The 13,608-nt window shown below is 41.8% G+C and carries 6 protein-coding genes; all 6 read left to right on the top strand.

The features are described 5' to 3' along the window. The first annotated feature begins 50 nt into the window (after positions 1-50). The 6 genes from ACIGAM_RS08570 to ACIGAM_RS08545 all read left to right on the top strand — a co-directional run bounded on the left by ACIGAM_RS08570 (position 51) and on the right by ACIGAM_RS08545 (position 13,608). Positions 51-941, top strand: coding sequence for a phage exclusion protein Lit family protein (locus ACIGAM_RS08570; RefSeq protein ID WP_396511047.1), 891 nt, complete (start codon positions 51-53; stop codon positions 939-941). A 244-nt stretch (positions 942-1,185) separates the two neighbouring features. Beyond that, the gene (locus tag ACIGAM_RS08565; protein WP_396511046.1) at positions 1,186-2,673 is read left to right on the top strand and encodes a glycoside hydrolase family 28 protein; all 1,488 of its coding nucleotides are present in this window, start codon (positions 1,186-1,188) and stop codon (positions 2,671-2,673) included. Continuing rightward, on the top strand, positions 2,674-5,193 hold the full coding sequence (locus ACIGAM_RS08560; protein ID WP_396511045.1) for a glycosyl hydrolase 115 family protein: 2,520 nt from the start codon (positions 2,674-2,676) through the stop codon (positions 5,191-5,193). It abuts the gene before it with no gap. 3 nt (positions 5,194-5,196) lie between these two features. Continuing rightward, on the top strand, positions 5,197-7,077 hold the full coding sequence (locus tag ACIGAM_RS08555; RefSeq protein ID WP_396511044.1) for a rhamnogalacturonan lyase: 1,881 nt from the start codon (positions 5,197-5,199) through the stop codon (positions 7,075-7,077). 1 nt (position 7,078) lies between these two features. Further along, positions 7,079-9,967 (top strand): sugar-binding domain-containing protein, encoded by a 2,889-nt coding sequence (locus ACIGAM_RS08550; RefSeq protein ID WP_396511043.1) that lies wholly within the window; start codon positions 7,079-7,081, stop codon positions 9,965-9,967. Next, the gene (locus tag ACIGAM_RS08545; protein WP_396511042.1) at positions 9,964-13,608 is read left to right on the top strand and encodes a DUF4450 domain-containing protein; all 3,645 of its coding nucleotides are present in this window, start codon (positions 9,964-9,966) and stop codon (positions 13,606-13,608) included. The genes ACIGAM_RS08550 and ACIGAM_RS08545 overlap by 4 nt, the downstream gene beginning before the upstream one ends.

Raw genomic sequence — 13,608 nt, 5'->3', positions numbered from 1 at the left:
GTGGGATGCCACTACTCATACACAGAACGTTAGACACAATTATATCAATAATGAATCAATCATTAGAACTAAGCGCATCGATACCTGAAAAATATAAAGTTTCTGTTAACGCTTTATATCGGTTTTTAAAAGAGATTAACTCTAAAGAATTGGCTCAGCATCAATTAGACTTTAGTGATGTAAATAAATGGAAGTTTGAGACAATCTCCTCATGGAGTCATATAGCCATAAGCGAAAAATCACTAGACATCTTATGGTGTTATTCTTTTGCATATTTTAATTACTATCGAGTTATTTGTTTTGAAGTAAAACCTAGTGGTCAAGAAATTAGCTTAAAAAATTCTGAAGAGTTAAATGAAGAAAAAATAGCTCTAGATTGGGCAACCAAAAACTTAACAGAAATAAATAAGGATGTTGATACTTTCCCTGAAGAGTTAAGGCGTCCGGTAGAATACGAAACTTTAAACCCTGAATCACCAGAATATCTTTTTGAAACAGCTTTGGCATTCTATTATCTTCATGAGGTCGGTCATATTCAGCCAAAAAATGAGCTCTTCCAACATATAATTGATGAAGAAATTTATTGCGACAATTTTGCCATTGAAAATCTTCTTAACAACTGTAATGACGCTGAACTAAAATGGAGGAAGCGAGGAATCGCATTAGGATTGACTTTAATGAATGTTATTGGAATGCATACTGGCTTCTATGACGGAAAAGAACATCCATTTGCATATGACAGAATAACTTCAGTGCTTGATAAGAAAATTGAAAAAACCGATGATGAATTATGGGGCTGGGTTGTAGCCTTATTTGCTTTACATATGACTGAAAATAAGATAAAGCAACCTATAACCGAATTTGAAGATTTTCGGGAAACTGTTGAGGAGTTCAAAAAAATATTGGAAAAGCATAAAGAAAAATACCTAACAAAGAACTGAGGTAAAAAATAACTCATTTTTAGATTAAATTAGTAAACCTAGTTATCCTTTACTAAAATCTGTAACTATAAAACTTAACTGTATTATCTATTCCTCTACAGAATGCCGTCTCCTATCACCATAAGTAAGTCTCGACGTTTTTGATTACCCTAAACTCTAAAGACGACGCCATCCAACAGGTAGGTGCAGGATGCTTCTTACTCTGAAAAACAAGAACTTGTTTATTCAATTCCATTTGAATACTATGAGGTCGATTTCGTTCTTTTTTGCACTTGCACTATGCAGTTTATACAGCTGTAAAAACACCAACACCACACCAGATCTGGCAGCAGCAGAACCTGCAGCCTTTGAGCCCGAGTGGGTAAATGAAGTAGGTGCAAAACCCAATACTTTTAAAGAGCAAATCTTTTACGTTAACGACTACGATGCTATTGCAGACGGGAGCGCGTTGACCACCACGGCAATTCAACAAGCGATCGACGCAGCTGCAGTAAATGGCGGCGGTACGGTAACCTTTAAACCGGGAAAATATTTAAGCGGCTCTATTTTCATCAAAAAAAACATACAATTTACCATCCCTGAAGGGGTTGAGATTTTAGGCAGTGAGGATATTAAAGACTACCCCGAGATTGATACGCGTGTTGCCGGTATTGAGATGAAATGGCCTGCGGCGTTAATCAATGTGTTAGATCAGTCTAATGTTACTATAAACGGCGACGGTCTCGTTGACGGGCAGGGAAAAGTGTTTTGGGATTATTACTGGAACCTGCGTAAAGAATACGAACCCAAAGGCCTACGCTGGATTGTAGATTATGATGCCAAACGTCCGCGTACGTTACTCATTCAGAATTCGGAAAATGTTTTTCTTAAAGACCTTAACGTACAGCGTGCAGGCTTCTGGACGGTACAGGTATTGTATTCTAACCAGATTACGGTAGACGGACTTACCATAAAAAATAACATAGGTGGCCACGGTCCCAGCACCGATGGGATAGATATTGATTCTTCCCGATATATCTTAGTACAAAACTGTACGATAGATTGTAATGACGATAATTTTTGCCTAAAAGCCGGTCGTGACTGGGACGGACTTCGGGTAGATCGCCCTACCGAATATGTAGTAATACGCGACTGTGTAGCGCTTGCCGGTTCTGGATTATGCACCATAGGTAGTGAGACCAGCGGTAGCATACGACACGTTTTTGTTTCTAATATTAAAGGTTTGGGAACCAAAAACGGACTCAATATTAAATCGGCTACTAATCGTGGCGGTACAGTTGAAGATGTGTATATGCAAAACATTCAAATGGACAGCGTACGTACGTTTATGGAAGTTTCGATGAACTGGAATCCGTCATACTCTTACTCCAAGTTGCCCGAAGGTTACGATGAAGAAAGCATACCACAACGCTGGAAAACCTTATTGATGGAAGTAGATCCTCCCGAAAAAGGCATCCCTACGTTTAAAGACATCACCTTGTATAATATTGATGTAAAAGGGGCACAACGCGCCATTAATGTTAATGGGATGGAAAACTCCTTAGTAGAAAACATCACTTTAAAAGACGTACACATACAGGCGGAAGAAGCCGGTCAAATCACTCACAGTACCAACTGGACTATTGAAAATGTAAGCCTGAGTATCAAAAACGGTTCGACCTTAAAAATTGAAAATTCACCCGGAGTTGTCATTTCAGATTCGCTTTATACTTCTTCCCCGAAAATCAACTAAATGAAAAGCTCTTTTCTATTTCTTTTGTTAGTATCTGCTGCTTGTATAAGCTGTGGCAGTGCTACGCAAAAAGAAACGCTCTATAATTCAAATTTTGAACTCGTAACCACAGACACAAAGACCGCAATTATTTACGATGCAAACGGTCCTGCGCTCGATTCTATTTCGGCATATTTGCTCGCTCAGGACATCGAGCAGGTTACCGGATTTGAGCCGCAGGTTGTTACGCGTATTGCAGAAGTTTCAGGAAATGTAATTGCGATAGGTAACCGCGATTCACAATTGATTAAAGCCTTAGTCAACGATCAAAATAAACTTCCGGCAGCAAATGCCTGGGAAACCTATACACATACGCTGGTACACAATCCTACTGGTAGTATTCAAAAAGCTCTGGTGATTTCGGGAGCAGATCCCCGCGGTACGGCTTATGGTGTGTTTTCAATCTCTCAAAAAATAGGCGTTTCTCCATGGTATTGGTGGGCAGATGTAACTCCTACTCCACAAGAAAATTTGGTGTTGGCAATTGATGATTTTCAATCGGTAAGTCCGGCGGTTCAATTCCGCGGGATTTTTATAAATGATGAAGACTGGGGGTTACAGCCCTGGGCGGCAAAAACTTTTGAACCCGAAACCGGTGATATAGGACCTAAAACCTACGCAAAGGTGTTTGAATTGCTCTTGCGCCTGCGTGCAAATACCATCTGGCCGGCAATGCATCCCAGTACCAAAGCGTTTTTTCACTATCCGGGAAATGCCAAAGTGGCTGAAGATTATGAGATAGTTTTAGGTTCGTCACACGCAGAACCTATGCTGCGTAATAATGTAGATGAATGGGATCACGATGCGATGGGTGATTTTAATTACTTCAGCAATAAAAAAGGCGTTCTCAATTATTGGGAAGAGCGTGTTGCTGAAGCTAAAAATGTAAACGGAATTTACACCATCGGGATGCGTGGCGTTCACGACAGCGGTATGGAAGGTGCTAAAAACACCGCAGATGCAGCAGCAATTTTAAATGACGTTATTAAAGATCAGCGGGGTTTATTGCAAAAACACATAGGAGATCCTAAAAAGGTACCGCAGGTGTTTACCGTTTACAAAGAGGTACTTGATTTGTATGAATACGGCCTCGATTTACCCGAAGATATCACCCTGATGTGGACCGATGATAACTACGGATATATTAGACAATTAAGCAACGCCGAAGAGCGCAAACGCAGTGGCGGTAGCGGGGTGTATTACCACGCTTCGTATTGGGGAAGACCGCACGATTATTTGTGGCTAAGTACAACGCATCCCGCATTGATCAGGGAAGAACTACTGAAAGCCTACGATACGGGAGCAGATAAAATATGGATTCTTAATGTGGGAGATATTAAGCCTGCAGAATACAATACGCAGTTTTTTATGGATTTGGCATTTGAGCCGGAAAGATTTAGAAAGCCTGAAAACTATATCACCCATATGCAGAATTTCTACGGAAGCATTTTTGGTGAAAATCTGGCTTCTGAAATTAGCGATATACGCCATACGTATTATGATCTCGCCTGGTTACGCAAACCCGAATTTATGGGATGGAGTCAAACCGAACCTACACGCGCTACGCACCTTACCGGATTTTCATTAAGTGCGGAAAATGATGAAAACACAAAGCGTATAGAAGCTTATGAGGCGCTTTCAAAAAAAGTCTACACCACTCAAAACGAAATTCCGAAACATCGTACCGATGCCTGGTATCAGCTGGTTGTTTATCCCGTGCTTGCATCAAGTGCGATGAACAAGAAGTATTTATATCGGGATTTGGCAACGCAGTATAGTAAGACCAATCGTCAAAAAGCTGAGGAATATAAAAACGCAATACGCGCAAATCAAGAGGAGATAGCGCAATTAACCAGCACCTACAACAGCCTCGGAAACGGAAAATGGAACGGTATTATGGATCCTGCACCGCGCAGACTTCCGGTATTTGAGCTGCCCGAAATTTTAGACGACGAGTCCAAAAGTACCGAAGCACCTAAACTTGCACTGGTGCACAAGGCAGCAGACTATACCCGTGCTACAAACTTTGAAGCAGGTTTTCCGCAGCAATTAAACGGATTAGGTTATACCGGGCAAATCTTACAATTAGCCGCTTCAGACGCCACAACAATTAAAGAGCTAGCAGCTACCACTCCGGTTTTAAGCTATGAGATTGAGCTTTCAAAAGATTTAAAAAATGCCGACTTTACCCTCACAACACTACCCAATCATCCCATAACTGGTAATCAAAACTTAAAAATAGGAATACAACTAAACGATAATGCTTTCGAAATTTTAGATTTTGAGACCTATGGCAGAAGTGAAGAATGGAAACAAAATGTATTGCGCAATCAAGCCCGAAAATCACTGAATTTAGGTGCGCTTAAAGCCGGTACACATACGATTAAAATCTACCGTCTTGACCCCGGTGTATTGCCCGATTATTTTATTTTGGCCGAGAATGGCACAGTACTTCCCTACACCTTACCCCTAACCGACTAACCGATGAATCTATCCTGTCCAATTAAGCATTATCTTATTTTAATTTTCTGCGTAATTGGCGTTGCGGGTAACGCACAGCGACACATGGAACATCTGGATCGTGGTGTGGTGGCACTCGCTCAGGATACCGGAGCAGTCATCGTGAGTTGGCGATTTTTGGGAACTGACCCCGACGAACTTTGTTTTAATATCTACCGAAAATCTGGAGAACAACCTGCGGTAAAACTCAATACAGAACCGATTTCAAATAGCACATTTTTTATAGATAAAACGACAGACTTAGCCCTAAACAATACCTGGTTTGTAAAGTCGGTTTTGCAAAACACAGAAATCGAAGAACCCGGTAAATTCACGATACCCGCAAATGCAGCTATAAAACCCTATTTATCCTTACCGCTTACTCAAATTGAAGGCTATAGCGCAAACGATGCCGCTGTGGGAGATTTAGACGGCGACGGGCAGTATGAGATAATTGTGCATATGACCGGCAAAGGTCACGACAACTCCCATCGCGGGTTGACCGACCCTCCTATTTTTCAGGCTTACGAATTAGACGGAACATTGCTTTGGCAACTCAGTCTGGGAAAAAACATACGCGAAGGTGCGCATTATACGCAATTTTTGGTTTATGATTTTGATGGTGATGGTAAAGCCGAAATGGTCTGCAAAACCGCAGACGGCACCACAGATGCATTGGGAACCGTAATTGGTGACCCTAAAGCCGACTGGCGGGATACCGATGAGCGCTCCCGAACCTTTGGTAAAATCTTAAAAGGTCCCGAATATCTTACGGTCTTTGATGGTGAAACCGGTAAAGCAGTTGCTACTACCGCTTACATTCCTGAACGCGGGAATATTGGTGCCTGGGGCGGAAAAGGTGGTAATGGTAAAAACGATAACACCGGCAATCGGGTAGATCGCTTTACCGCCTGTGTAGCTTACCTTGATGGCATTCATCCCAGCATCGTGATGGGCCGCGGCTATTATGGGCGCATCGTTCTGGCAGCCTTTGATTTTAAAAATAACCAACTACAATCCCGCTGGACCTTTGATTCGGAAAATGGGAAAAATCCGTATTCGGGAATGGGCAACCACAACCTTTCTGTTGCTGATGTTGATGAGGATGGGAAAGATGAAATCATTTTTGGTGCGATGACCGTAGATGATGACGGTAGCGGTTTATACACCACAGGGTTTAGACACGGCGATGCCATTCACGTAAGTGACCTTGATCCTGAAATACCGGGTCTGGAACGTTTTGGTGTTCACGAAATTGAAGAAGGTACCAAAGGACCGGGAGTGGTTTTATTTTCAGCAAAAGACGGTAATGTATTATTTGAAGCACAACCCGATGAAGATGTGGGCCGTGGCGTAGCCGCAAATATTGATACCACTCGCGTAGGAGCACAAATGTGGTGGTCTGGCAATCGCAATCTTCATGATAGCAAAGGCAATCCCATAGGCAGAGCGCCACGGGTTGCCAACTTTTTAATTTGGTGGGATGGCGATACGACTCGCGAACTCTTAAACAGTAATTATATTGAGAAGTATGGCAAAGGCCGAATTTTTAAAGCCGATGGCGCACACTCAGTAAACGGATCAAAGTCTACTCCCAGTCTTTCGGCAGATATTCTGGGCGATTGGCGTGAAGAGCTGATGCTCCCCAGTGATGATGGTAGCGAACTGCGTATTTATACAACACCTATTCCAACCACTACACGTGTATATACCTTAATGCACGATCCGCAGTACCGCTTGAGTATTACCTGGCAAAACATAGGCTACAACCAGCCGCCACACGTAGGTTTTTATATGGGTTACGGGATGCAAAAAGCCCCCAAACCCGATATCGAACTTGTTCCTAATCAATTAAATTCTAACTAATATGCGTCACTTTTGTACTTTATTTATTTTACTCGTAAGCTTTTTAGGATTACAGCCAATACACGCTCAAAAAAGTGATACACTACACTTAGAAGGGACCTGGCGTTTTGAAATTGATGCTAAAGACCAGGGAACTACTGCAGCTTGGTTTGCCCGAAAATTAAAAGACAACATCATACTTCCGGGGTCGATGCTAACTAATGATAAAGGCAACGAGGTTACCATAAAAACACAATGGACGGGTAGTATTTACGACAGTTCGTTTTACTTTAATCCGCGGTTTGAAAAGTACCGTCAGCCGGGGGATGTGAAATTTCCGTTTTGGCTTACGCCCGAAAAAGAATATGTAGGCGCAGCCTGGTACCAGAAAGAAATAACCATCCCGAAAGATTGGGATAATAAGCATATTTACCTTTATCTGGAACGCCCGCATACCGAAACACTGGTATATCTCGACAGTCAAAAAATAGGAATACAAAATTCTATGGTGGCTCCGCATCAATACGACTTAAGCAGCTACTTAACTCCGGGCACACATACCTTGAGCATTCGCGTTGACAACCGTGTTAAAGAAATTAATGTAGGTCCCGATTCCCACAGTATCACCGACCATACACAGGGCAACTGGAATGGAATTATAGGGAAACTAAAATTAGTCGCCACCCCCGAAATTTATATTGAAAATATACAGGCCTATCCCAACCGGGCTGCAAAAGAAGTTCGTTTTAAAATTGCTGTAGTCCAATTAAAGCAACAATCTAAAAAAGTAACCTTAAATTTTGAGTTGGAAACATTCAATACGGCTGCTCCTCAAAAAATAAACCCTTACTCGACTTCATTTAAAATAAACGCAACTCAGGATACGCTGGTTGCGACAGTTCCGTTAGGAGAAACAATTGCGTTATGGGATGAGTTTGACCCAGCTTTATACCGTGCTAAAGTGACCTTAACTTCTTCTAAAGGCGTTGATCATAAAACCTTGCAATTCGGAATCCGGGATTTTAAAACACAAGCCACTTCGTTTCTCATAAATGACCGACCTGTATTTTTAAGAGGAACGCTAGACAATGCGATTTACCCACTTACAGGACATCCCCCGATGGATGTGGACTCCTGGAAAAAAGTGTTTAGGGCTATAAAAGATCACGGTCTCAATCACGTACGGTATCATTCCTGGTGTCCGCCCGAAGCTGCTTTTAAAGCCGCAGATTTATTGGGTATTTATTTACAACCCGAAGGCCCCAGCTGGGCAAATCACGGCAGTGCTTTAGGACTAGGCAGACCTATAGATACTTATATTTATGAAGAAACAAACCGTATGGAAACCCATTACGGCAACTACGCCTCCTATGTAATGCTGGCTTATGGTAACGAACCCACAGGACGACAGGTAGAATATCTGAGTGCTTTTAATGACTATTGGAAACAAAAAGATACCCGTCGTTTATACACAGGCGCATCGGTAGGTGGCAGCTGGCCGGTAGTGCCTAATAACGAATTTATGGTGCGTGGTGGTGCCCGCGGACTGGATTGGAAAAATGAAACCCCGCAAACTCTTAATAATTTTACTGAAAATATCGCGCAATTTGAGGTTCCGTTTGTGTCGCACGAACTGGGGCAATATTGTGTTTTCCCAAATTTCAACGAGACTAAAAAATATACCGGACCAAATAAGGCTAAGAACTTCGAACTTTTTGAAGAAGATCTTAAAGATCATCATATGCTTGATCAGGCAAATGATTTTTTTATGGCTTCCGGGAAGTTGCAGGCCTTGTGTTATAAATATGATATTGAGAAAGCATTGCGCACGCCCAATTATGCCGGCTATCAAATGCTTTCGCTAAGCGATTATTCAGGTCAGGGAACTGCCCTTGTGGGCGTTTTGGATGCCTTTTGGGACCCAAAACCCTATACAGATGCGACTGCATTTCGGGAATTTGCAAACAGTACGGTGCCGCTCGCTGAGATCCCTAAGTTTGTATATACTAATGACGAATCGTTTACCGCTACTGCGCTTATTTCCCATTTTGGGAAGACATCTTTAAAGCAAAATCAAAACTGGCAGATCACTAATAGCGCAGGAACTAGTGTGGCTTCAGGTAGTTTTGATACTCCTGAAATTGGTTTTGGATTATCTACTTTAGGTGAAATAGCAGTTCCGCTTAACGAGATCGAAACTCCACAAAAATTGACATTTACCATTTCGGTTGAAAACACCGAATTTAAAAATCACTGGGATTTTTGGGTATATCCCAAAGAATTACCTGCCGTAACTACACAAGTTTATGAGTGTACTTCGCTTGACAAACAAGCGCTAAAAACCCTAAACTCTGGCGGTACAGTTTTATTAAATGCTGCAGGACGCATCGTAAAAGGTTCCGAAGTAGTACAAACCTTTATCCCGGTTTTTTGGAATACCTCGTGGTTTCAGATGCGCCCACCGCATACTACCGGAATTTTGATCGATCCGGAGCACCCATTGTTTAACGAATTTCCCACCGAATATCACAGTGATTTACAGTGGTACAGCATTGTAAACAACCAGCAGGTAATGCATTTGGAAGACTTTCCGGCAGAATTCAGACCGCTAATTCAGCCTATAGACACCTGGTTTATGAACCGCAGACTTGCGATGGCTTTTGAGGCCAAAGTGGGCAACGGGAAACTCATTGTTGTGAGTGTTGATCTTAACGATCCTGAGAAAGATGCGGCAGCACATCAGTTGTATTACAGTTTGCAGAAGTATATGCCTTCGGCAGAATTTAACCCAAAAAACGAACTCAATATTGCGCTGATTCAGGATTTATTTAAAACCCCATCTAAGCAACAATTTAATAAATATACAAACGACAGTCCCGACGAACTAAAGCCTAAAAATGAGGGTGAATGAGAAGTTCATTCCAAATAATTGCTGGTTTTTTGTTACTTCTGATTTTAGCAAGTGTAGGTTTTACGCCTGCAATTGCACAAGAAAAAGCGCTATGGCACAATCAAAAAAGGCCACTGCACTATAAGCCGGACGGCAAAAGTTTTGTTTTAGTAAACGGTACCCGAAAATTTAATCGCGCATTATACGGTACCAATTCCGGTTTTAGAGTAGAAACCGGCGACTTACCCGAATTTGCCTTGTATATGCCGGGAATGGGTGGCAACTTTAAACTAGGCATTGCTAACGGAAATACCTCCAAATGGATCACAGAAGCAGACAGTATTGAAACCCGCTATACGCCGGGTATTATGGAATACACCCTACGCGATGAGATTTTAGGTGCCGGAAGGTTACAGCTTACCGTAGTTGCTTCGGCAACGCACGAAGGTTTTTTACTTAAAGTAACGGAAACCAATCTACCCGAAACGGTTGATCTAAGTTGGTTATTCGGTGGTGCCAGCGGAAAGAAATTCCATAGAGATGGTGATATTGGCGCAGACCCCGAATCTGTGTTTTACCTGCAACCGGAATATTGTTTGTACAACACCTATACTCTAGCCAAAAACAAGTTTACTCTTGATTTTAATTGGGATAAAAAAACAAATAAAAATACCAGAACACTACAAGGCACAATCCCCGAAGGCATCGTAAAACTAGGCAGTGCAACAAGAATTCAGAATCCTATACGTTTAACCAACTCCACTGCAGATACGCTTCCTGTGGTGTACGGTACCCTTACAAGAAACGCTTCAAAAACCTATTATTGGGCGATTGAAAACCCGGATTCAAAAACCAATCAAAATACGCGTACTACCGAAGAAGCATTTAATGAGGCAATACATAAAGCTGAAATGCTGGCAAACCGAGTAACGCTACAAACTCCTGATCCCTATTTGAATACACTGGGCGGCGCACTCGCTACTGCAGCAGATGCCATCTGGGAAAGTCCGGCGTATTTACATGGTTCGGTAGCCTGGAGGATGCACCTCAACGCCTGGCGTGGTGCGTATGCCGCAGACCTATTAGGCTGGCACGACCGTGCTAAAACCCACTTTAGCAGCTACGGAAAATCACAGGTTTTAGAACCCGAGACAGGCCCTGTAGTCTTAGACAGTAGCCGCTATTTTGCACGACAAAAGGAAGTTTTGGGCACGGCACTATTTAGCGAAGGCTACATAAGCAGACATCCCAATCGCAACGACCGCGCACATCATTATGATATGAATCTGGTTTTTATAGATCAGCTGCTCACCCATTTTAAATGGAATAAAGATCCTGAATTTCTAAAAGAAATATTTCCCGTAATTGAGCGGCATTTAAAATGGGAAAAGCGCAATTTTGATGCAAATAATGATGGATTGTACGATGCCTATGCTAGCATCTGGGCAAGTGATGCACTTCAATACAGCGGAGGGTCGGTGACGTATACATCAGCGTATAATTATCGTGCTAATATATTGACCGCAAAATTAGCTCAGCTTTTAGAAAAAAATCCACAACCCTATTGGGTAGAAGCCGAAAAAATTAAAAACGCCATTCAAAACACACTATGGCTTCCTGAACAAGGTGTTTTTGCAGAGTATAAAGATGCGTTAGGCAATCAACTGCTACACAAAACTCCCGGAATCTGGACGGTATATCACGCCCTTGATAAAGGCATTGCAGATAATTTTCAGGCGTATCAAAGTTTGAATTATGTAACCCATGAAATTCCGCATATTCCTGTCGCGGCTGAAGGCTTACCCTATGATGATCTTTCTTTAGTTGCAACGACCAACTGGCAACCCTACACCTGGTCTGTAAACAATGTTGCGCTGGCTGAAAATCTCAATATGGCACTCGCCTACTGGCAAGGCAATCAACCTGAAAAAGGTTTTGAACTTTTTGAAAGCGCCCTTGTAGAAAGTATGTATCTGGGTGCTTCGCCGGGCGGATTTCAGCAATTGTCGTTTTATGATGCCATGCGGGGCGAACTCTATCGGGATTTTGCAGATCCTATAGGTGTTGCTGCACGAGCTTTAGTAGAAGGTCTTTTTGGCATAAAGCCAAATTTTATCAATAATGAATTGATTATACAACCGGGTTTTCCGCAAGAATGGGAACAGGCTTCTTTACACCTACCTGATGTCTCGTTGTCTTTTAAAAGAATAGAAAATACCGAAATCTATACGCTGGAAAATAATTTCGACGCCGATTTAAATCTCAAATTAGAATTAAATGCCGCCAGTTCTACACTTGAAAAGCTAACTGTAAACGGAAAAAAAGCAACTTACACCATGGATACGAATGCAGTAGGAACTCCTAAAATAAGTATTGATGCGGGTAAGGCTAAGCAGTATAAAATTGAAGTAAAATGGGGTACTCAAGCTTTAGATCCTATTATTTCAAAAACAAAATATGCACTACAAGAACCACTAAACCTCAACACTTCAAACGCTGAAATTCTAGAAGTTCACGATCCTCAACAAACCCTTTCTGAGATTGATAGTTCTTCAAAGAAAATTGATGCACGTATAAATTCCGTTTTAGGGCATAAAGCGGTTTTTATAAAACTGAAACAAAACGAAATGACCTGGTGGAAACCGGTAAATTTTGAGGTAGTTCCAAAATTAGAAATCGTCAACAACCACTATTCTTCAGAAGCTGTAACTATTGATTTTCAAAATAATACTACAGAAATCTTAGAAGGCACTTTACACCTAAATACCAACCATCAACAGAAAATAAAATTTGCTTCATCACGCAGTAAGCAACTAGAATTACCCGTATCGGCAGTAGTTCCCGGGACCAATAAGTTGAAGTTTAGTTTAACCTCGGGAGAAGAAATTGAATTGGCATTTACCAATTGGGACATACCTGTTTACCAGGAACCTAGATTTGATTTTATTGATTTATCGAGTCATTTTAATGCAGACGTCAATCAAATTTTCAAACAACAGTATTGGAGTCCGCGACCAGAATCACCTACACTACAACTGCCCACAACCGGCATCGGCAACTGGTGCTACCCTAATATTTCCGAAGAAATAACTATAGACGATAGTGGCTTACGTAAGGCAGCAGCACATACAGGAACCATAAAAAGTCAACAAAACATCCCATTTGAAACTGGGTCTCAAGCAAACGATGAGAATGTAGTTTTCACCTCAAAATGGGATACCTATCCAGACGCGATTAACATACCGCTCACGGGTAAAGCAAGCCACGCTTACTTCATTATGACAGGTACTACAAACCCGATGCAGACCCGAATGGAAAATGGCAGAGTTACCGTAACCTATACCGATGGAACTTCAGACGTGCTGCGTCTAAAAAACCCCGAAAACTGGTGGCCCATTGAGCAGGATTATTACACAGACGGCTATGCATTTACAACCGACGCTCCAAAACCTCCGCGCCTCCTATTTAAAACAGGAGAAATAACCCGGAAATTTGATGACTATACAGACATTCACGGTTTTACGCAGTATGGAATTGATGGTGGAGCAGGAACACTTTTAGATCTTCCGCTGGATGCGAAAAAAACGCTACAAAATATACACATAGAAAGTATTACCAATGATGTGATTATTGGTTTAATGAGTCTCACCTTACAACGCTAA

Source organism: Leeuwenhoekiella sp. NPDC079379, from assembly GCF_044542075.1.
Lineage (GTDB): Bacteria > Bacteroidota > Bacteroidia > Flavobacteriales > Flavobacteriaceae > Leeuwenhoekiella.
This window is presented reverse-complemented; position numbering and strand designations above follow the sequence as displayed.

Bases quoted from the DNA above. Each gene is read 5' to 3' on its own strand.
- ACIGAM_RS08570 (WP_396511047.1), top strand. From the start codon at position 51: ATGAATCAATCATTAGAACTAAGCGCATCGATACCTGAAAAATATAAA.
- ACIGAM_RS08565 (WP_396511046.1), top strand. From the start codon at position 1,186: ATGAGGTCGATTTCGTTCTTTTTTGCACTTGCACTATGCAGTTTATAC.
- ACIGAM_RS08560 (WP_396511045.1), top strand. From the start codon at position 2,674: ATGAAAAGCTCTTTTCTATTTCTTTTGTTAGTATCTGCTGCTTGTATA.
- ACIGAM_RS08555 (WP_396511044.1), top strand. From the start codon at position 5,197: ATGAATCTATCCTGTCCAATTAAGCATTATCTTATTTTAATTTTCTGC.
- ACIGAM_RS08550 (WP_396511043.1), top strand. From the start codon at position 7,079: ATGCGTCACTTTTGTACTTTATTTATTTTACTCGTAAGCTTTTTAGGA.
- ACIGAM_RS08545 (WP_396511042.1), top strand. From the start codon at position 9,964: ATGAGAAGTTCATTCCAAATAATTGCTGGTTTTTTGTTACTTCTGATT.